This is a genomic window from Flavobacterium sp. LC2016-01, from assembly GCF_009711135.1.
Classification (GTDB): domain Bacteria; phylum Bacteroidota; class Bacteroidia; order Flavobacteriales; family Flavobacteriaceae; genus Flavobacterium.
In genome coordinates, this window is the sequence record NZ_WMIC01000008.1 from 232306 (window position 1) to 251175 (window position 18870).

At 32.7% G+C, this 18870-nt stretch carries 19 protein-coding genes; 8 read left to right on the plus strand and 11 right to left on the minus strand.

The genetic code is table 11. The features are described from left to right. Window positions 1-114 precede the first annotated feature (114 nt). The 8 genes from dnaB to GKZ88_RS17420 all read left to right on the plus strand — a co-directional run bounded on the left by dnaB (window position 115) and on the right by GKZ88_RS17420 (window position 7739). Complete coding sequence (dnaB, locus tag GKZ88_RS17385) at window positions 115-1659, plus strand: replicative DNA helicase (protein ID WP_155103606.1); 1545 nt, start codon at window positions 115-117, stop codon at window positions 1657-1659. 135 nt (window positions 1660-1794) lie between these two features. Continuing rightward, window positions 1795-2178, plus strand: coding sequence for a hypothetical protein (locus GKZ88_RS17390; protein ID WP_155103607.1), 384 nt, complete (start codon window positions 1795-1797; stop codon window positions 2176-2178). 1 nt (window position 2179) lies between these two features. Continuing rightward, entirely contained in the window at window positions 2180-2818 is a 639-nt protein-coding gene (locus GKZ88_RS17395) for a hypothetical protein (protein ID WP_155103608.1), read from the plus strand. A gap of 13 nt (window positions 2819-2831) precedes the next feature. Further along, window positions 2832-3584 carry a hypothetical protein gene (locus tag GKZ88_RS17400; protein ID WP_155103609.1) on the plus strand — a complete coding sequence of 251 codons (753 nt, stop codon included), beginning with the start codon at window positions 2832-2834 and terminating at the stop codon, window positions 3582-3584. A gap of 112 nt (window positions 3585-3696) precedes the next feature. After that, window positions 3697-4446 (plus strand): hypothetical protein, encoded by a 750-nt coding sequence (locus GKZ88_RS17405; RefSeq protein ID WP_155103610.1) that lies wholly within the window; start codon window positions 3697-3699, stop codon window positions 4444-4446. A 119-nt stretch (window positions 4447-4565) separates the two neighbouring features. Further along, window positions 4566-5357 (plus strand): ATP-binding protein, encoded by a 792-nt coding sequence (locus GKZ88_RS17410; protein ID WP_155103611.1) that lies wholly within the window; start codon window positions 4566-4568, stop codon window positions 5355-5357. Between the two features lie 115 nt (window positions 5358-5472). After that, on the plus strand, window positions 5473-6138 hold the full coding sequence (locus GKZ88_RS17415) for a response regulator transcription factor (protein WP_155103612.1): 666 nt from the start codon (window positions 5473-5475) through the stop codon (window positions 6136-6138). Window positions 6139-6479: 341 nt separating this feature from the next. Further along, window positions 6480-7739: an asparagine synthetase B gene (locus tag GKZ88_RS17420; protein WP_155103613.1), complete on the plus strand. Its 1260-nt coding sequence runs from the start codon at window positions 6480-6482 to the stop codon at window positions 7737-7739. 1 nt (window position 7740) lies between these two features. Here the strand turns inward: GKZ88_RS17420 and GKZ88_RS17425 are convergent, their stop codons facing one another. The 11 genes from GKZ88_RS17425 to thrS all read right to left on the minus strand — a co-directional run bounded on the left by GKZ88_RS17425 (window position 7741) and on the right by thrS (window position 17770). Next, entirely contained in the window at window positions 7741-8544 is an 804-nt protein-coding gene (locus tag GKZ88_RS17425) for an endonuclease/exonuclease/phosphatase family protein (RefSeq protein WP_155103614.1), read from the minus strand. A 56-nt stretch (window positions 8545-8600) separates the two neighbouring features. Next, window positions 8601-8768: a hypothetical protein gene (locus GKZ88_RS17430; RefSeq protein WP_155103615.1), complete on the minus strand. Its 168-nt coding sequence runs from the start codon at window positions 8766-8768 to the stop codon at window positions 8601-8603. Window positions 8769-8913: 145 nt separating this feature from the next. Next, window positions 8914-9582: a response regulator transcription factor gene (locus tag GKZ88_RS17435; protein WP_155103616.1), complete on the minus strand. Its 669-nt coding sequence runs from the start codon at window positions 9580-9582 to the stop codon at window positions 8914-8916. 11 nt (window positions 9583-9593) lie between these two features. Continuing rightward, window positions 9594-11219, minus strand: coding sequence for a tetratricopeptide repeat-containing sensor histidine kinase (locus GKZ88_RS17440; RefSeq protein WP_155103617.1), 1626 nt, complete (start codon window positions 11217-11219; stop codon window positions 9594-9596). A gap of 161 nt (window positions 11220-11380) precedes the next feature. After that, the gene (locus GKZ88_RS17445; protein WP_230392543.1) at window positions 11381-13102 is read right to left on the minus strand and encodes a tetratricopeptide repeat-containing sensor histidine kinase; all 1722 of its coding nucleotides are present in this window, start codon (window positions 13100-13102) and stop codon (window positions 11381-11383) included. 169 nt (window positions 13103-13271) lie between these two features. After that, window positions 13272-13706, minus strand: a complete 435-nt coding sequence (locus GKZ88_RS17450) for a carboxymuconolactone decarboxylase family protein (RefSeq protein ID WP_155103618.1) — start codon at window positions 13704-13706, stop codon at window positions 13272-13274. Window positions 13707-13784: 78 nt separating this feature from the next. Continuing rightward, the gene (locus tag GKZ88_RS17455; protein WP_155103619.1) at window positions 13785-14357 is read right to left on the minus strand and encodes a Crp/Fnr family transcriptional regulator; all 573 of its coding nucleotides are present in this window, start codon (window positions 14355-14357) and stop codon (window positions 13785-13787) included. Between the two features lie 150 nt (window positions 14358-14507). Next, window positions 14508-14852 carry a 50S ribosomal protein L20 gene (rplT, locus tag GKZ88_RS17460; protein WP_007810721.1) on the minus strand — a complete coding sequence of 115 codons (345 nt, stop codon included), beginning with the start codon at window positions 14850-14852 and terminating at the stop codon, window positions 14508-14510. 101 nt (window positions 14853-14953) lie between these two features. Beyond that, entirely contained in the window at window positions 14954-15151 is a 198-nt protein-coding gene (gene rpmI / locus GKZ88_RS17465; RefSeq protein WP_007810722.1) for a 50S ribosomal protein L35, read from the minus strand. A gap of 98 nt (window positions 15152-15249) precedes the next feature. Continuing rightward, complete coding sequence (infC, locus tag GKZ88_RS17470; RefSeq protein ID WP_133527356.1) at window positions 15250-15801, minus strand: translation initiation factor IF-3; 552 nt, start codon at window positions 15799-15801, stop codon at window positions 15250-15252. A gap of 22 nt (window positions 15802-15823) precedes the next feature. Beyond that, window positions 15824-17770, minus strand: coding sequence for a threonine--tRNA ligase (gene thrS / locus GKZ88_RS17475; RefSeq protein ID WP_155103620.1), 1947 nt, complete (start codon window positions 17768-17770; stop codon window positions 15824-15826). Window positions 17771-18870 lie beyond the last annotated feature (1100 nt).

Consider the following 18870-nt stretch of genomic DNA (forward strand, 5'->3'; position numbering starts at 1 on the left):
AAGCCTTACAGTTTCGGATTTTTTTTTGGTTATGAACAAAAAAAGCATATTTATAAACAATTAATAGTTATAACTCGATAACAATTTTTTTTTAAATTTTGTTACTTTCGCTATATGGAAAATTTCAAAAATGTAAACCCTGTAAAGGTAGATAAAACCACTATTATTAATCTGGAAAAAGGAAAACTTCCTCCGCAAGTGATTGATCTTGAAGAGGCTGTTCTTGGAGCGATGATGATTGATAAAAAAGGGGTAGATGATGTAATTGATATTTTACAGCCTGATGCTTTTTATAAAGACGCACACAAACATATTTTTGAAGCGATTTTGCAGCTTTTTACCGAAACACAGCCAATCGATTTATTGACGGTTTCGACACAGTTAAAGAAAAATGGAAAATTAGACGTTGCCGGTGGCGATTTTTACTTGATTCAGCTTACTCAGAAAATTGCTTCGTCTGCGCACATCGAATTTCACTCACGTATTATTCTGCAAAAATTTATTCAAAGAAGTTTGATCCGAATTTCATCTGAAATCATCGAAGAGTCTTATGATGAAACTACAGATGTTTTTGATTTATTAGATAAAGCCGAATCTAAATTATATGAAGTAACGCAGGGAAATATCAAGCGTAGTTCTGAAACTGCGCAGAGTTTGGTTCTTCAAGCGAAAAAACGTATTGAAGAAATTGCTGGAAAAGAAGGTTTGAGTGGTATCGCAACTGGTTTTGAAAAATTAGATGAGGTAACTTCCGGATGGCAGCCTTCGGATTTGATTATTATCGCGGCTCGTCCGGGTATGGGTAAAACCGCTTTCGTACTTTCGATGGCGCGAAATGTTGCAATTCAGTTTGGACATGCGGTGGCAGTTTTCTCTCTGGAGATGGCATCGGTTCAGTTGATTACAAGGCTTATTTCTTCTGAGACAGGATTGTCTTCGGAAAAATTAAGAACCGGAAAATTAGAAAAACACGAATGGGAGCAATTAAGTACCAAAGTTAAAAACTTAGAAAAAGCCCCATTATTTATTGATGATACGCCTTCGCTTTCGATATTTGATTTACGTGCAAAATGCCGTCGTTTGGCTTCGCAGCACGGAATTAAATTAATTATTATTGACTACTTGCAGTTAATGACTGCTGGGGGTAATGGTAAAGGAGGAGGAAACCGTGAGCAGGAGATCTCTACAATTTCCCGAAACTTAAAAGCTTTGGCAAAAGAGCTTAACGTGCCGGTAATTGCACTTTCTCAGTTATCGCGTGCGGTTGAGACCCGTGGATCTAGTAAAAGACCTTTGCTTTCGGATCTTCGTGAATCTGGAGCGATTGAGCAGGATGCCGATATTGTATCGTTTATTTACCGTCCTGAATATTATAAAATTGAAGAGTGGGATGATGATGAGGCATCTCCAACAGCAGGTCAGGCCGAGTTTATTATAGCCAAACACCGTAATGGTGGTCTGGAGAATATTCGTTTGAAATTCTTAGGACATCTAGGTAAGTTTGATAACCTTGAAGAATTTAGCGGCGGATTTGACGATTTGCCTTCAAAAATGAATCATGACGATAATCCGTTCATTACTAAAAATCTTCCTTCTGCCAATGAAGCTTTTGGAAGCAATCTCAATGATGACGACGATGACAGTGATGTGCCATTCTAAATACAATTTAAAAACCTTTTTATAAGGTTTTTTTTATGTCCTAATGTTAAATTTATTAATAAAATTCAGTAGATTAGCGATTCGATTGCTAAACAATCGCATAATTAACTGTAACCAATAAACAAATTTTATATTATGGCAAATCAAAAATTACCCGAAAGAGACACTGACATTAGCTTAGAAGTAGCTCAAGATTGGGTTGCAAAATGGAAAAAACAGACAGACGAAGAAACAGCAAAGAAACGTGTTAATTCGTTTTTAATCCCGAAGGTTAATTTAGAAAAAGTTTTAGCACAAGGAATTGATGCGGCTAGAGCTTATATTGGAATTAACGATAAAGGGCTGCAGACTTTAATGATCGTTGGTACAACTTATAATGAAGAAACAGGAATTTATGAAGATCAAATTCCAGGTTATAAAGTTGCTGCCAAAGCTGCCGCAGAAGGAGCTGGGATTTATGACTTTTCAGAACCAAGCCCACCGACTCCACCGGATCCAAATAGCCCAATGAATCAATAATATGCATTTATATCTTGTAAAGTTTGGATACATATTGTTGTTACTTAATTTTATTTTATATGCTATAAAATTACGCGGCAAAAACGATGCTTATAAAGTTTTTGCATTTTACTTGTTAGTTATTTTATGTGTGCAGGTAATTGCAAGAATATTAAAAGAAAAAGGATTGGATAATTTGTTTTTATCTCATGTATATTTCATGGGACAGTTTGCAATTTTAAGTCTTTTTTATTTAAAATTGGTAAAAGATCCATTTCAGCAAAAAGCAATTAAGATTGGTTTTGTGTTGGTTTTATCAACATTGATCATTCAGTATGGCTTAAAACCAGAGATGTTTTTTAAATTCAATTTATATGAAATTTTTATTACTTCGTTCTTGTTGATTATTTACGCAGTATTTCATTTTTACAATATGCTGGATGAGAAGAAAGAATTTTATTATATCAATATGGGGATTTTATTGTACCTCTTTGCGAGTACAATTTTATTTCTGATAGGGAATCTAACTACAAAATTCAGTAAAGATTTAAGCATGATAACTTGGACTTTGAATGCAATTTTGATAATAGTGTATCACTTGTTTTTCTTGTACGAATGGAAAGTAAGTTATTTTCGAACAAAGGCAATTAATTCTAACTGATTATTTTAATGCAATGGTAAAAAAAACAACTTTATTTGGGCTTGCAGGAGCCGCAATTATAATGTTTTCCTGTCAAAAAGATAATTCACAAGATAATGGTTCTGCAGTTTCGGCAAAAGAACAAGAGAATTGGCTTACAGCAAATTTAGATGCTAACTTTGCAAATTCTCAAAAACAAGTTACCGCTTATTTGTTTTCAACAGATGAACTTTCTAAATTGGTAGAAACTCCCAATGTTGAAAATGTACAGTTTGTATTAGGCTACAGTGATAATACGGTACAGATTAAAGTTATTGGAGTCGACAAAGCAGGAAAAGAACTTGCGAGTGTTGATTCTAAAATATTAAAAGATCCTTCCTATGATGCTAAATTGGCAAAGCTTGAAAACGGCTTAACCAGTAAAACAGATAAAGGATCTGCTCTTTTAAACGAGCATTTAATGCTTTCTCAAGAAGCTTTTGACGGTATAGTGGCTTGGCAGGAAAAGCTAAAAACTGTAAGTGGTTTAAACGAAGTAACTTCTTATGAAGGAGCGCGTTTTCAGCATTATAGTTTAGAAGCTGCTGTTGTAGTCGAAATGCTTAAAGGCAAGGATACGCCAAACATCGGAGTATTCTTGGGACTTAACGGAATTGGAAAAGTAACTACAATTTTAGTAGAACTGGATAAAAACAATGCCATTAAGTCAAAATTATCTTTAACAGGCAAAACTATGGATAATCCTGAGGATGTTTATGATGGTACACGTCCATCGCCTCCGTATTAAAATTTAATTATTAAATACTTTAGAAACCTCTTTCAGAATTTTATTTTGAGGAGGTTTTTAAATATTAAGTTTATCAGAATGAATAATTTAATAATTCCCTAAATCTTTAATAATGAAAAAAACAACTTTATTTGGGCTTGCAGGAGCCACAATGATTATGTTTTCCTGCCAAAAAGATACTTCGCAAGATAATGGTTCTGCGGTTTCGGCAAAAGAACAAGAGAATTGGCTTACAGCAAATTTAGATGCTAGCTTTGCTAATTCTCAAAAACAAGTTACAGCCTATTTGTTTTCAACAGACGAACTTTCTAAACTGGTAGAAACTCCAAATGTTGAAAATGTACAGTTTGTATTAGGCTATAGCGACAATACGGTACAGATTAAAGTTATTGGAGTCGATAAAGCAGGAAAAGAACTTGCAAGTCTTGATTCTAAAATATTAAAAGATCCTTCTTACGATGCTAAATTGGCAAAGCTTGAGAATGGTGAAATCAGTAAGACAGATAAAGGTTCCGCTCTTTTAAACGAACATTTGATGTTATCTCAAGAAGCTTTTAACGGTATTGTGGCTTGGCAGGAAAAACTAAAAACTCTAAACGGTTTAAATGAAGTAACTTCTTATGAAGGAGCGCGTTTTCAGCATTATAGTTTAGAAGCTGCTGTTGTGGCCGAAATGCTTAAAGGCAAGGATACACCAAACATCGGTTTGTTCTTGGGACTTAACGGAGTTGGAAAAGTAACTACAATTTTAGTAGAGCTGGATAAAAACAATACTATTAAATCAAAATCATCTTTAACAGGGAAAACTATGGATAATCCTGAGGATGTTTATGATGGTGCACGTCCTTCACCTCCATATTAAAATTTAATTAGTAAACACTATAGAAACCTCTTTCAGAATTTTATTTTGAAGAGGTTTTTAATTTTTTTTCGACATAAGTTTAATCTTTTGAAATACAAAAGGCTAATTTTTTAAAATATATGGCACCAAAAGTAATCTCAGAATCTGAAATTGTTGCAACCGCAATTTTTAGTTGTGTTTCTTTTTTATTGATGGGACTCGTTTTGATCTTGTTTTTTTATTTTTCGCGAAAAAAAATTACTCAGAAAGAACTTGAAAAAAGAGATTTAGAAATTCAGCATCAAAGAGAACAGTTGCATGCCATTATTGTAACTCAGGAAGAAGAACGAAAACGAATTGCACAAGATTTGCATGACGATATTAGTTCTAAACTGAACATTGTTTCTTTGAACACACATTTGTTATCGGCTTCAAATTTAACGGAAGCTGAGACTAAAGAAATTACAGGAAACATTATTAATCTTACTGCAAAAGCGCTTGAGAATTCTAGAAAAATAGCGCATAATTTATTGCCGCCAGTTTTTGAAAAATTTGGACTGAGCGCCGGTGTAGAAGAATTATGTGCCGAATTTGAAACCAGTAAACTGGTTAAGGTTTACTACAAAAATGCAGCTGAATTTCATGAAAAGGATATCGATCGTCATTTGCATGTTTTTAGAATCCTGCAGGAATTTATGAATAATTCAATTCGTCACGGAAAAGCAAGCGAGATTAAGATTTCTTTTTCTGATGAAAATGGAATTTTTACTTGTAATTATGAAGACAACGGAATTGGTTTTGACAGTAAAAGTTCTGAAAATCAAAAAGGGCTCGGAATGAAAAATATTGACAGCCGTATTTCTTTTCTTAACGGAACCATTCAAATTTCTTCAGAAGTTGATAAAGGTTTCGCTGCAAATTTCACATTTTAAGTTAAAATCTTGTATTTATTGTAGTTTTAAATCGACATTATGCATTTCTTCGGTTATTGTTTGCAACATATTTTGTAAATTCGGCATACCAAAATGACCAAAAACAAAATAAAAAATGAATGCTGCTATTAAAATTGCTTTAGTTGATGACGAAGTTTTATTTCGAAAAGGAATTGCCTTTTTATTGCAGAGAGAAGATAATATCGAAATTATTTTTGAAGCATCAAACGGCGAAGAACTTCTTGACAGTTTAGAAAAGACTGAAATCAAACCTGATATTATTGTAATGGATTTGAAAATGCCTTTGCTTAATGGCGTTGAAGCGACAAAAATTATTCGCAAATCTCATCCAGACATTAAAATAATTGCGCTTACCAGCTACGATACAAAATCATTTATTGCTAATATGATTCAGATTGGTGCTGTGGCGTATCTTATAAAAAATACTACTCCAAAAGATTTAATCCTTACTATTAATGAAGTTGCAAAAAAAGGATTTTATTATAATGAGAATGTATTAAAAACAATTCAGGAAACAATTGTTTCTTCAAAAAATTCAAAAGTGAATTTAGAAACAAGTTTTCTTTCTCCTCGAGAAATCGAAATATTACAGCTTATCTGTCAGCAGAAAACAACTACTGAAATTGCTGAACATCTTTTTTTAAGTCCGAGAACTGTAGAGGGTCATCGCAATAATTTGCTTCTTAAAACAGAATCAAGAAATATTGCTGGATTAGTGGTGTACGCGATACAAAATGAGATTGCGGTTTTGACACTGTAATTTTTCAGGCAGTTAAAAATTGTATGGAGAGAACATAATATAAGATAATTGTAAGAACAAGTACGCAAATACCTATTTTTTGAAGTACATTTAATCCCTTTGGCTGGTTATTACTTTCGTTAAATTTCATAATTTTGGTTTTCATTGATATATAGCTCAATGATTTGGGTTACCAAATGTAGTTAGAATTTGGTTTTGTGAAATACGTGTTTTTACCTGTTTTTACAGGTAAGAATATAAAAGCCAAAATTTCTTTTTTAACTTTTCTTTCGGTTATAAAACCAAGCCAACTATTGTGTTTTTAAAAGCTTCCTTTATATCTTTACTAAAATAATTTTTTAATGAAGAAGAGTCTAGTTTACATCTTTATATTATTGCTTTCGTTTTCGGCTAAAGCATCGTTTATCTTGCTTCCAATGGACGAAACGACGCAGCAGAATCACCTTAAAGCTTACGGAATTACCTATTGGTGCCTGAGCAGAGATTATAAGGCGAGCTGGCTTCTTAATTACAGAGGCGGTTCTTTTTTATTGCCTGATGCTGAAGAAATTAGAAAAGAATGTAAAATTCGAGGCGTAAGCTTTGAAATTTTGTCAGATAGCGAAGAAGCTTCGATTTTAAATGAAATTTCAAGCCCTTCGCAAAATATGGAATCAGTTGTTTTGGAAAAAGCGCCAAAAATTGCTGTTTACACTCCAAAAGGAAAACAGCCTTGGGATGATGCTGTAACTTTAGTTTTAACGTATGCTGAAATTCCTTTTACTCCAATATATGATGAAGAAGTTTTAAGCGACCAGTTGTTATTATACGATTGGCTTCATTTGCATCATGAAGATTTTACCGGACAATATGGTAAATTTTATGCCGCATACAAAAACACACCATGGTATATTGATCAGAAAAAAGATGCGGAAGCGTTGGCAGCAAAATTAGGTTATGCAAAAGTTTCTCAGGAAAAAGGTGCTGTTGCAAAAAAAATTAGAGATTTTGTGATTGGAGGCGGATTTATGTTTGCCATGTGCTCAGCAACAGATAGTTTTGATATTGCGCTGGCGGCTGATGGTGTTGATATTTGTGAAGCTATGTTTGATGGTGATGCAAGCGACTCTAATTATCAGTCGAAACTGGACTATACAAATTCTTTTGCCTTTAAAAATTTTACTTTAGAAAGAAGACCAGAAGTTTATGAGTTTTCGGATATTGATATGACTTTAAAACGCAAGGTTCCAATGGAGAAAGATTATTTTACGCTGATGGAATTTTCTGCAAAATGGGACCCGATTCCTAGTATGCTGTGCCAAAATCATACACAGCTGGTTAAAGGTTTTATGGGACAGACTACTTCGTTTGATACGGCATTAATAAAATCTAATGTTTTAATAATGGGAACTTGCGAGCTAAATGGCGAATCAAGATATATTCATGGCGAAAAAGGAAAAGGAATGTTTACTTTTTTTGGAGGTCATGATCCAGAAGATTTTCAACATCAGGTTGGAGACCCGCCTACGGTTTTAGATTTACATCCAAATTCTCCAGGATATCGACTAATATTAAACAATGTTTTGTTTCCTGCTGCAAAAAAGAAAAAACTTAAAACGTAAATCAGTTTAACGAAAATTGTACCCAAACCGGAAGATGATCGGATATTTTTCGAGCTTCTTGAAGTGAATTGAAGTTTTTGTAAAACGGAATTATTCCAGAATTTATGTAATTAAGTGCACTTGTCTTAAAAAAGATATTATCAAATTCAGATGCAAGGCAAACATCTTTTTTACATTTTTGTTTCAAAGTTGTCTTCTGATTTTGCAAAATAGGAGCGTAGCCCATTTTCTTTAATGGATAAAACACGGTGTGGGATTGCGGACAATTAAAATCTCCAGCAAAAATTAAGTTTAAATCGGGATATTCAGCAGGAAGAAATTTGAAGTATTTAATTTCAGTTTCGGGATTTCTATTTTTAGTAATGGCGTGAAAATTGGTTAAAGTGATGTTTTTTTTGCCAATTTCAAATGTTGCAAAATACGGTTCACGGTCAATTTCTAGACTGTATTTTTTTTCAAGCCAAGGTTTTCCTTTCAGTTTAGCTTTACTCGTTTTCCAAATAAAGGCATAGCGTTCTGCTTTATAACTGCTGCTGCTTGTGGGATCACTTACAGCGTAATTCCATTTAGAGCCTTTTTGATTTAGGATATCAGTAAGTTTTGCAATTGCCTGTGCACCGCCGTAACCAGCTACAACTTCTTGAACAGCAATAATATCGTAGTCAAGAACTATTGAGGCGATATAGTTTATTTCGGTTTCAGATTTTGATTTTCCAAAATTTTCTAAATTCCAAGACAGAATTTTCGTTTGCGAAAAAGAAAGAAATGTAAAAAAAGAAAGAACAACGCTTAGAATATTTTTCATTTGGTATTTAAAACCTCAAATATAAGAAGCATTGTAAATTTTGACTATTCTTAGTCTTAATTTTTTTTATATCTATTTTTTAGTGCTGTCGAAATTATGATAATTTGCAAAACTAGAAGTGCTGGAATAAAAACCATTTTCCATTCAATTTCAGAACCTCCTGTTTTTGCTGAAACAAAAGCAAAGCTTATAGATAAAAAGATGCAAAGAATCATTGTTTTCATGATAATTCGGTTTTTAGTTGTATTAATTTTATCAATAAAATTAACGCGTTTTTTGGGTTTCATTGGTCAGTTAATAGAATTCTACACAAATTTAGAAGTATAGAAAGGTATTTCCTTACGGTAAACCGTAATCAAAGTGTTAATTTTATACTAAACCAAAATCTTTTGCAATAGCTATTAAATGCACATTATTATTGGCTTTAAAGTATATTTTTAATTTATTGATTCGTTTTTCTATGCTACTGGTGCCATTTGGGGTTATTGACATCGCTTTAAATTCATTCGAAATATGCTCTAAAATATATCCTTTTGCTAAAAGCGATAAAATAGAAATATCGTAAGATTCAATTTCAATCAAAGATTTATCATTAAAACTAAACGATAAATCTGATGATAGAATTCGCTCCTCATTTCTATAAGCACCTTCAATGGCTTTTCTTAATTCTTCCATGCTGTTTCTTCCCTTAGAAACATAGGCATTAATGCCTAAATCATAAAAAAGAGATTTAATTCGGTAGGATTTGTCTTCTATTGAAAAGACTATTTTTTTCAAGTTTGGCTGTACTTTATTTACTGCCTCAATAAGATCTTCACCGCTTGTAAGCTGGTTTTTTCGATGATCAGATTTAAATGATAAATCACTAATAAGCAAATCATAAGGCTCGTTTTCTGCAAGTCCTTTTTTGATTTTTAATAAACCGTCATCGCAATATTTTACATGATCTATTGAATTTACTTTTAGATCTTCAAGTATTTGTATTACCGCAATGCTTATACTATCTAGATCTTCGGCAACTAAAACTTTTTTGAACATATAATTTATTTTTAAATAGGAAAGGTGAAACTTAATTTAAAACCATTGTCAGAATTTTTGTCAAAAGTAATAGTTCCATTTATGGTTTTTATACGGCTTTCCACATTTTGGAGTCCATTTTTTAAAATAAAGTTGTTATTCTTTGTTCCAGTGCCGTTATCAGCATATGTCACAATAAGATTTTTTTCATTTATCTTGAAAGTCGTACTTGCTAAACTTGCCTGACTGTGTTTTTTCATATTCAGAAACAATTCCTGCAATACTCTGTAAAGAATGATTTTTTTGTTTTTTTCGATTTCATTCCAGCGAATAGCATCAAAACCATTTAGAATAATATTTACTTTGTCGGTTTTGTACCCAGAAATCATTTCTTTTAATTCAGAAATGTAATTTTCATTGGTGGTAATAAAACTGTTTTCTTTAGAAATATTTCGAGTTTTTAAATAGATGTTTTCCAGACTATTTAGTAATTGATCTTTATTTTCGTTTTGTTCCAAATTTCCTTTTTGGATCAGATTAATCGTTTGATATAAATCATTGGCAAGTTCAGCATCTAATTTTTTAGAAATTCTCGTTTCACTCATATAAATCGCTTCGTTTTTCTCTTTTTTGCCTTTTTTAGATAGGCGAAAAAATAAAAATAGAAATGCCGAGAGGACAAAAACTATAGAAATATACAAAATGATATTGCGGTTTTTCTGTCTTTCTAACTGCAGTTCTTTTTCTGCTTTTTGAGTTTTCAGTTCTAAATTTTCTTCTTTGTCTTTCTTTGAATTATATATAGCATCAGCAAATTGATTTTTTGCCTTTTTCCTGCTTACAATTAGACTATCAACCATTCTAATATAAACCTTCCAGTGTTTTTTTGAATTTTCAGGACTATCAGCCTCAATAAGTTGCGCTAACATATTAATTTCATTTGTTGCCGACTTTGCTTTTTTTGCGCAATAGTAGGCTTTTTCTGCGTATCTTTTTTTTAGCTCTGGATTATTGTATTTTAAATAATATTTATAAAAAGCATGGTAGTTGCCAATTAACTCATATTCATCGTTTAATGTAAGTGTTAATTTTAAACTTTCGTCAAAGCACTTGAAAGCTGATTTTTTATGATTTCCACGATATAAATAGGAAAGACCTAGATTATACAATATTGCGGCACGCTGAACATCTGTATTTGAAGGAGTGATTTTATCGACAATTTTATATCTAGCTATCGGTTCTAATAAATCTATCGCCTCTTGATATTTTTTTTGATGCATATAAACAAATGCAATTTCAGATAATATTCGTGCTTTTCTAAAAGTAGAAACCGCTTTTTTTAAAGCTTTTTTATGATAATACAATGCTTTTTCATAATCATACGTATACAAATAGTTATAAGCCATAAATGTATAGGCATTAACTGGATATTTTACATTAGTTGTTTTTTCTAAGTAAGGAAATGCTTTTATAAGTGTAGTTTCTGCTTCGTAATAATCACCATTTTGTTGCAAGATTTCTACAATATTGTTTATTGAGCCAACATAATAATCTGCATAATCCGCTTTCGGTTCACATAATAATTTTGTTTTATTGAAATAAAAAAGAGCGCTGTCATTTTTTCCGGAATCCCAAAAAGCATATGCTTTTTTCTGCATTTGTTCGATTTCGGCTGAACGATCTTTCTTGATATGTTTTATTTGCAGCTCTTTTGCCTCAGAAAATTGTAAAAAGAAACTAAATGCCAGAACTATAATAAAGATTGGCAAGCAAAAAGCAAGGTAGTTTTTTTGAAAAAAACGAAATAAGTTCTTAATCATCATAACGGGAATTTAATTAAAACCTTAAAACCTTTTCCTAGATCTGAATGAATATCAATTTCACCTTTAATATTGTGAATTCGATTCTCCATATTATGCAAACCGTTTTTTAAAACCAATTTAGTAGCATCGATTCCTTTTCCGTTATCGGTATAATTGATTAATATGGTATTGTCTTTCTCTTTAAAAGTTATTACAACTAAGCTGGCATCACTATGTTTTTTCATATTTACAAGTAATTCCTGTACGGCTCTGTAAACCGATATTTTTTTGATCTTATCAACTTTATTCCACGAAATTGTGTCTAACCCATTTAATAACAGATTTACATCTGAAGTATTAAATCTGGAAATCATTTCTTTAAGCTGAACAGTATAATTTTGATTGTTTAAAATCGGATTGTTTTCTTTTGAAATATTTCTTGTTCGGGAATAAATATCATCTAGTTTCTTTAATAAATGAGTACTGTTTTCTTCAACAGAAAGATTTCTATTTTCAACAAATGCCATTGCATGATAGACATCATTAGCTAATTCATCATGTAATTTTTTTGAAATTCGAGTTTCACTTTGATAAGTTGCTTCAATTTTTTGACGATTTGCTTTCGCAGTTAAATAAAAATAAAGAAAGATAATCAGGCATAATGCTATTATGATTATGACGTATGAAATAATATTTCTTCTTTCCTGTTTTTCTATTTGAAGTTCATTTTTGATTTTTTGAGCCTTTAGTTTTAGGTTCTCAATTTTTTCTTTTTTTGAATCATATTTAACTTTTGCAAATTGATTTTTTGCTCTTTGTCTGACTTCATAAATACTGTCTACTAATTTTATATAAATAAGTGAGTTTTTCTTTGTCTCTATATCGGAGCTTTTTTTTATAATCAATTTCAGAGCAAGTAAACAATCATCAATATTGCCTGCTGAAGTGTAGTTTTCGTAGCTTAATTTTGCATACTTCATTGATAAGCCGGCATTATCCTTTTGGTAATAGTCAGCAAGATTATAATAAGTTCGGCCTAAGCCATCTTGATCTTTTGCTTTAGACTTTATTTCAATACTCTTTTGAAAATAAGACAACGCTCTTGGGTCCTTAAGCTTGTAATAGCAATACCCTACATAATCCAGTATTTTTGAATAATATGCTGGGTTTTGTTGTATGATTTTTTCTTTATTTATTGAAAGAAAAATTCGTAGTGCTTTATTGAATCTGTGCTGTTTTATATAAATAACAGCGATATTGTTTTTTGCTTCAAGTGTATTAACGGGGTCACTTTTTAAAATAAATGCTTTTGAATAATAGTAAATAGCATTTGGATAATCATAAGTATAATAATAATTTCTGCCTAAAACACTATAAATATTCCAAACGTATTCTGAACCGGTAATTTTATTTAAAAAGGGAAATGTTTCTGTTGCTGTTATAGTGCTTCCAATAAAATCTTCATGGTCTTGTTGAATTTCGGCCATATAATACATGCAGTAAACATAGCTTTTAGGATCTTCATTTGGGTTACAGTTTGACCTTGCTTCATTGTAAAGATAAAATGCACTGTCTAGCTGTTTATTTTTATAAAATAAATCGGCTGCATTTATTATCTTTTCTATTTTGACTTTGTTATTTGTAATTTTCTCTGGACTACCTTTTTTCTTCTGACAGCCAAAAAATGAAAGCAGAATTAACAAAATAGGCAAAGAAAATTGTATTCTTTTTGTAACCATGCGCCAAAAATAGAAAATTATATTTCTTACAACCACGTATAAATACGGTATTTTGTTTTTAGGCGAAAAAAAATAAATTACGAAATCTCATTTACAAGCATATACAGGCAAACCCTCGAATAGGAGGGTTTGTACTTGTAAATTTGTTGTAAAGTTTATCTTTATAAAATTATTGAGCGCGCAGTCCTGTTGCAATTCCTATTCTATTCCATGCATTAATTGTAATGATAGCTAAAATGATTTCTGCTAAATATTTTTCGTCAAATAGTTGTGCAGCGTTTTGATATACTTCTTCAGATACATGATTGCTGATTAATGTAATTTGTTCGGTCAAAGCCAAGATTGCTTTTTCTTCTTCAGAATAAATGTCGGCTTCTCTCCACGCGCTTAATAGATAGATTCGCTGTTCAGATACACCATATTTTCTTGCATCTGCTGTATGCATGTTGATACAATAAGCACAACCATTTATTTGCGAAGCGCGAATTTTAATTAATTCTTTATGTACAGGAGTTAATGAAGTTGTGGCCATGTATTTTTCTAGACCTAACAATGCTTGATAAGCTTCTGGGGCAACAGTTGGGATAACGATTCTTGATTTCATTTTGATATGTTTTAAAAGTTTGATACAAAGTTCCTCTATATCTGCATTAAAAAACTTGAACTACTTCAAGAAATACGTCTAGATCTTTCCGGCTCTTATTTTACTCATAAATTCAGCTGAAAAATCTAAGTAAGAAGCAATCATATATTGCGGAACACGTTGAACAAATTCTGGAAAATGATCATTAAAATGATGGTATCTTTCTTCAGCCGACATTGTAAATAAGAATTTAATCCGCATTTGCATGGCGCCAAATGATTTTTGAGAAACAATTCTAAAGTAACGTTCCAGACTCGGAATTTCAATTAAAAGCGCTTCCAGTACAGTTTTATCAATCGCAATAACTTCTGTATTTTCTACTGCTTGCAAATAAAAACTAGACGGAACATGATTGTGGTAACTTAAATAGTCTGTAATCCACCAGTTTTCAATGCCAAATTGCAGTGTTTGTTCTACACCTTTAGAATTAATGATATATTGTCTTAGACAGCCCTTAACGATAAAATAGATGGTGTTGCAGACTTGGCCTTCTTTCAACACATGTTCTTTCTTTTTTATTTTTGAAAGCTCCAGGCATGATTCTAATTTATCAATATCTGAAGGTTCGAGATGGATGAATTTTTCAATATGATCAAAAAGCGGTTTGTACATACGGTTGTTTTGGTTTTATACAAAGTTACTTTTTAAATTTTGTTTTGTGCCAGAGCGATTTGAAACTTTTATAAAAGCAAAAAACCATCCGAATTAACGAATGGTTTTTCTATGATAAGTAAGTAATCTTAAATTGAGTTTATAAAACGTTTATTTTACTTTATTAAGAATAGCTTTGAAAGCTTCTGGGTGGTTCATAGCTAAATCTGCAAGAACTTTACGGTTCAATTCGATTCCATTAGCTTTAACTTTCCCCATGAACTGAGAATAAGACATTCCTTCCAATCTAGCTCCAGCGTTGATACGTTGAATCCATAATGCACGGAAATTTCTTTTGTTTTGTTTTCTATCGCGGTAAGCGTAGCACATTGCTTTCTCTACTGCATTCTTAGCAACTGTCCAAACGTTTTTACGTCTACCAAAGAAACCTTTGGCTTGCTTCATTATTTTTTTTCTTCTTGCTCTTTTAGCAACTGAATTTACCGATCTTGGCATAATTTTAATGTGTTTTTGTAGCAGGCGTCCTGAATTGAATCAAAGGAACTTGAAAGCCATACTCCAAGGTTATATAAATAATTTTTTAACCTAAAGAATTATTAGATAATTCTTAATTGTTGTTTGATGCTTTTCATATCTGTTGAGTGAACTAGCGCTGAGTGTGTCAAAGCTAATTTACGTTTTTTAGATTTTTTAGTCAAGATGTGACTTTTAAAAGCATGCTTTCTTTTAATCTTTCCAGAACCAGTAACTTTGAAACGTTTCTTGGCGCTAGATTTTGTTTTCATTTTAGGCATTTTTCCTAGTGTTTTAATTTATTCTTACTTACTTATAATTTTGTTTCAAGTTTAAAGTTTCAAGTTCAATACTGAACACTGAGACTGAAAACTGAACACTATTTCTTTTTCTTCGGAGCAATGAACATAATCATTCTCTTTCCTTCCAAAACTGGCATCGCTTCCACTTTACCATGTTCTTCTAAATCTGTAGCCAGACGCAGTAATAAAATCTGTCCTTGATCTTTATAGATGATTGAACGTCCTTTAAAGAATACGAAGGCTTTTAATTTAGCTCCTTCTTTAAGGAATTTTTCAGCGTTCTTTCTTTTAAATTCATAATCGTGCTCATCTGTCTGAGGACCAAAACGAATTTCTTTTACTACAACCTGCGTTGATTTAGCTTTCAATGCTTTGTCACGTTTCTTTTGTTCGTAAACAAATTTCTTGTAGTCCATGATTTTGCAAACCGGCGGTTCAGCATTTGGTGAAATTTCAACCAAATCCAATTCGAACTGATCTGCTAAGCGTAAAGCTTCTGCAAGCTTAAATACACCTGGTTCGATGTTTTCGCCTACTAGTCTTACTTCTTGTACACCACGAATATTGTTATTTATTCTGTGTGCATCTTTTTTTTCTACGCGAGGTTGAAAACCTCTGTTGCTTCTTATTGCTATGACTTTATAATTTAAGTTAAACTGTAAAAACTTTTAATGTTTTTTTTATTTCTTCGTTTACAATCGAAGCAAATTCTTCAATAGAAACTGTAATATTACCTTTTCCTTCTTGGCCGTGACGACGAATAGAAATTGTGCCGTTTTTCTCTTCCTCTTCGCCCACAATCAGCATAAATGGGATTTTTTGCATTTCAGCATCTCTAATTTTCTTGCCAATTGTTTCGTTTCGGTTGTCAATTAGGGCGCGAATTTCGTGATTTTCTAGCAAATCTAAAACTTTTTTAGCATAATTTTCGTATTTCTCGCTCAAAGACAATATAATAGCCTGTTCAGGCATTAGCCAAAGTGGGAAATTTCCTGCAGTGTGCTCCAGTAAAATTGCGATAAAACGTTCCATCGATCCAAAAGGAGCTCTGTGAATCATAACAGGGCGATGTAATTCATTATCAGCACCTTTGTATGTTAATTCAAAACGCTCAGGCAAGTTGTAATCTACTTGAATAGTTCCTAATTGCCATTGTCTGCCTAAAGCATCCTTAACCATAAAGTCAAGCTTTGGTCCGTAAAATGCAGCTTCGCCATATTCAACAACTGTATTTAAGCCTTTATCGGCTGCAGCATTGATAATAGCGTTTTCTGCTTTTTCCCAATTTTCATCAGTACCAATATATTTTTCTCTATTCTCTTGATCTCTCAATGAAATCTGGGCGGTAAAGTTTTCAAAACCTAACGAACCAAATACATACAATACAAGGTCAATTACTTTTTTAAACTCTTCGTCTAATTGTTCTGGAGTACAGAATATATGAGCATCATCCTGAGTAAATCCTCTAACGCGAGTTAAACCGTGTAATTCGCCTGATTGCTCATATCTGTAAACAGTACCAAATTCAGCATAACGCTTTGGTAAGTCTTTGTATGACCATGGTCTTACATTGTAAATTTCACAGTGGTGAGGGCAGTTCATAGGCTTCAATAAAAACTCTTCGCCTTCTGCGGGAGTATGAATTGGCTGAAAACTGTCTGCTCCATATTTAGCATAGTGACCAGAAGTAACATAAAGTTCCTTTTGACCAATATGTGGACTTACAACTTGTTCGTAACCTGCTTTCTTTTGAGCTTTCTTTAAAAATTGCTCTAAACGTTCTCTAAGTGCAGCGCCTTTTGGCAGCCATAAAGGTAAACCTTGGCCAACTTTTTGTGAGAAAGCGAATAATTCAAGTTCCTTACCTAATTTACGGTGATCGCGACGTTTTGCTTCTTCAAGAAGTTCTAAGTATTCAGTTAGATCTTTTTGTTTAGGGAAAGAAGTTCCGTAAACACGAGTCAACTGTTTATTTTTCTCATCACCTCTCCAATAAGCACCAGCAACGCTCATAATTTTAAAAGCTTTGATGATTCCAGTATTCGGAATATGGCCTCCACGACATAAGTCAGTAAAAGTTGCGTGATCGCAAAATGTAATAGTTCCGTCTTCAAGATTCGAAATCAATTCAGTCTTGTAAACGTTGTCTTTGTACATTGCTAAAGCATCAGCCTTGCTAACCGGACGCATTTTAAATTCATGTTTCTCTCTTGAGATCTCAAGAACACGATCTTCAATCTTTTTAAAGTCAGCTTCAACAATTTTCTGATCTTCAAAATCAACATCATAATAAAAACCGTTTGCAATTGCAGGTCCAAGAGTTAATTTAATTCCTGGGTACAATTCCTCAAGAGCTTGCGCCATTACGTGCGAAGTCGAATGCCAGAAAGCTTTTTTGCCTTCAGGATCATTCCAAGTATATAAAATAAGATTACCGTCGGTCGTTAATGGAGTTTCGGTTTCAATAGTTGTACCATTAAAAGATGCAGAAATAACATTTCTTGCAAAACCTTCGCTAATGTTTTTAGCGACCTCCATTGGAGTTACGCCTTGAGCGAACTCTCTAATTGACCCATCGGGTAAAGTAATCTTGATCATTGTTTATAATTTTGTGAATGCAAATATACATGATTACAAAAATACAAACAATATATATATGTAGAAGATTGCTTTATTATATCAGTACTGAAAATGATACTGTATAATAAGAGTAGATTTTGCTTTCATTGCCCGACCGGTTTTCAAAACCTGTCGGGTTTGTTTTTTATACATATATATAAGGAGAGAATTATGCTTATTATATTTAAGCAGCGTTTTTGTCAGGCTGAGCGTCCCGAGGCTTCGGGAGAAGCCTCTTTGATTGGAATTTGGGATTTCAAGATTTGATTTTTTTTTCAGGAGCTTGATCCCGCTATTCGCTTCAATCTTTTTGTGGCGAACCCCGCCACAAAAAGGATTTACGCTTCTATCGGGGCTAGGGCATGGGTTTCCAGAAGAAATTCAGTAAAAGAAACTGCGATATCGTGAATAAAACAGAAGAAAGAAAGAGGAAACTTTGCGTCTTTGCGTCTCTGCGGGATTAAAAACGGCGGTAAAACAGTATTCAAAAGCTGATTTCTCTTCATAAAACAGCATGAAAAGCTGAAAACTCCTCAAAACGGATGGCGGGAAAGCGCCTAAAAATAAAGAAACCGCATGATAACTCAGAAAAACCTGACAGGGAACCGGAAAAAACGAATATGTAAACAATCCGTTATCAGCGAGTTAAGAAAAAGATCAAAAAAAGGCCAAAAAAAGGGATCAGAAAAGCTTGGATAACTGAATAAAGGTGGTACTTTTGCACCCGCAACAGCGATAAACGTTCACCGAAATACTGACAAGGGTTTAAATGAGAACTGAAAATTTATTTTCAAAAAAAGATTTAAAAAAGCTTGCGGGATTGGAAAACGGGTATTACATTTGCACCCCGCAAAACACGGAAAGTTCCTTGAAAGACTGGTAAGAAAAACAAAAAATGAGGCGAAAAAAAAGTTTCAAATTTTTTCAAATTTTTCTTGCGAGAAACAAAAAGAAGTTTTAGTTTTGCACCCGCTTTGAGAGACAAGCGAAAGACAAAAAATTACGTTCGTAGACATATTGAATTGACAGCCGTTTTAACAGAGATGTTAGAACAAAAGAATAAGAGTAATGGAATCGAG

Coding starts and splice junctions, on each gene's coding strand:
- dnaB (WP_155103606.1), top strand. CDS start 115: ATGGAAAATTTCAAAAATGTAAACCCTGTAAAGGTAGATAAAACCACT.
- GKZ88_RS17390 (WP_155103607.1), top strand. CDS start 1,795: ATGGCAAATCAAAAATTACCCGAAAGAGACACTGACATTAGCTTAGAA.
- GKZ88_RS17395 (WP_155103608.1), top strand. CDS start 2,180: ATGCATTTATATCTTGTAAAGTTTGGATACATATTGTTGTTACTTAAT.
- GKZ88_RS17400 (WP_155103609.1), top strand. CDS start 2,832: ATGGTAAAAAAAACAACTTTATTTGGGCTTGCAGGAGCCGCAATTATA.
- GKZ88_RS17405 (WP_155103610.1), top strand. CDS start 3,697: ATGAAAAAAACAACTTTATTTGGGCTTGCAGGAGCCACAATGATTATG.
- GKZ88_RS17410 (WP_155103611.1), top strand. CDS start 4,566: ATGGCACCAAAAGTAATCTCAGAATCTGAAATTGTTGCAACCGCAATT.
- GKZ88_RS17415 (WP_155103612.1), top strand. CDS start 5,473: ATGAATGCTGCTATTAAAATTGCTTTAGTTGATGACGAAGTTTTATTT.
- GKZ88_RS17420 (WP_155103613.1), top strand. CDS start 6,480: ATGAAGAAGAGTCTAGTTTACATCTTTATATTATTGCTTTCGTTTTCG.
- GKZ88_RS17425 (WP_155103614.1), bottom strand. CDS start 8,544: ATGAAAAATATTCTAAGCGTTGTTCTTTCTTTTTTTACATTTCTTTCT.
- GKZ88_RS17430 (WP_155103615.1), bottom strand. CDS start 8,768: ATGAAAACAATGATTCTTTGCATCTTTTTATCTATAAGCTTTGCTTTT.
- GKZ88_RS17435 (WP_155103616.1), bottom strand. CDS start 9,582: ATGTTCAAAAAAGTTTTAGTTGCCGAAGATCTAGATAGTATAAGCATT.
- GKZ88_RS17440 (WP_155103617.1), bottom strand. CDS start 11,219: ATGCAGAAAAAAGCATATGCTTTTTGGGATTCCGGAAAAAATGACAGC.
- GKZ88_RS17445 (WP_230392543.1), bottom strand. CDS start 13,102: ATGGTTACAAAAAGAATACAATTTTCTTTGCCTATTTTGTTAATTCTG.
- GKZ88_RS17450 (WP_155103618.1), bottom strand. CDS start 13,706: ATGAAATCAAGAATCGTTATCCCAACTGTTGCCCCAGAAGCTTATCAA.
- GKZ88_RS17455 (WP_155103619.1), bottom strand. CDS start 14,357: ATGTACAAACCGCTTTTTGATCATATTGAAAAATTCATCCATCTCGAA.
- rplT (WP_007810721.1), bottom strand. CDS start 14,852: ATGCCAAGATCGGTAAATTCAGTTGCTAAAAGAGCAAGAAGAAAAAAA.
- rpmI (WP_007810722.1), bottom strand. CDS start 15,151: ATGCCTAAAATGAAAACAAAATCTAGCGCCAAGAAACGTTTCAAAGTT.
- thrS (WP_155103620.1), bottom strand. CDS start 17,770: ATGATCAAGATTACTTTACCCGATGGGTCAATTAGAGAGTTCGCTCAA.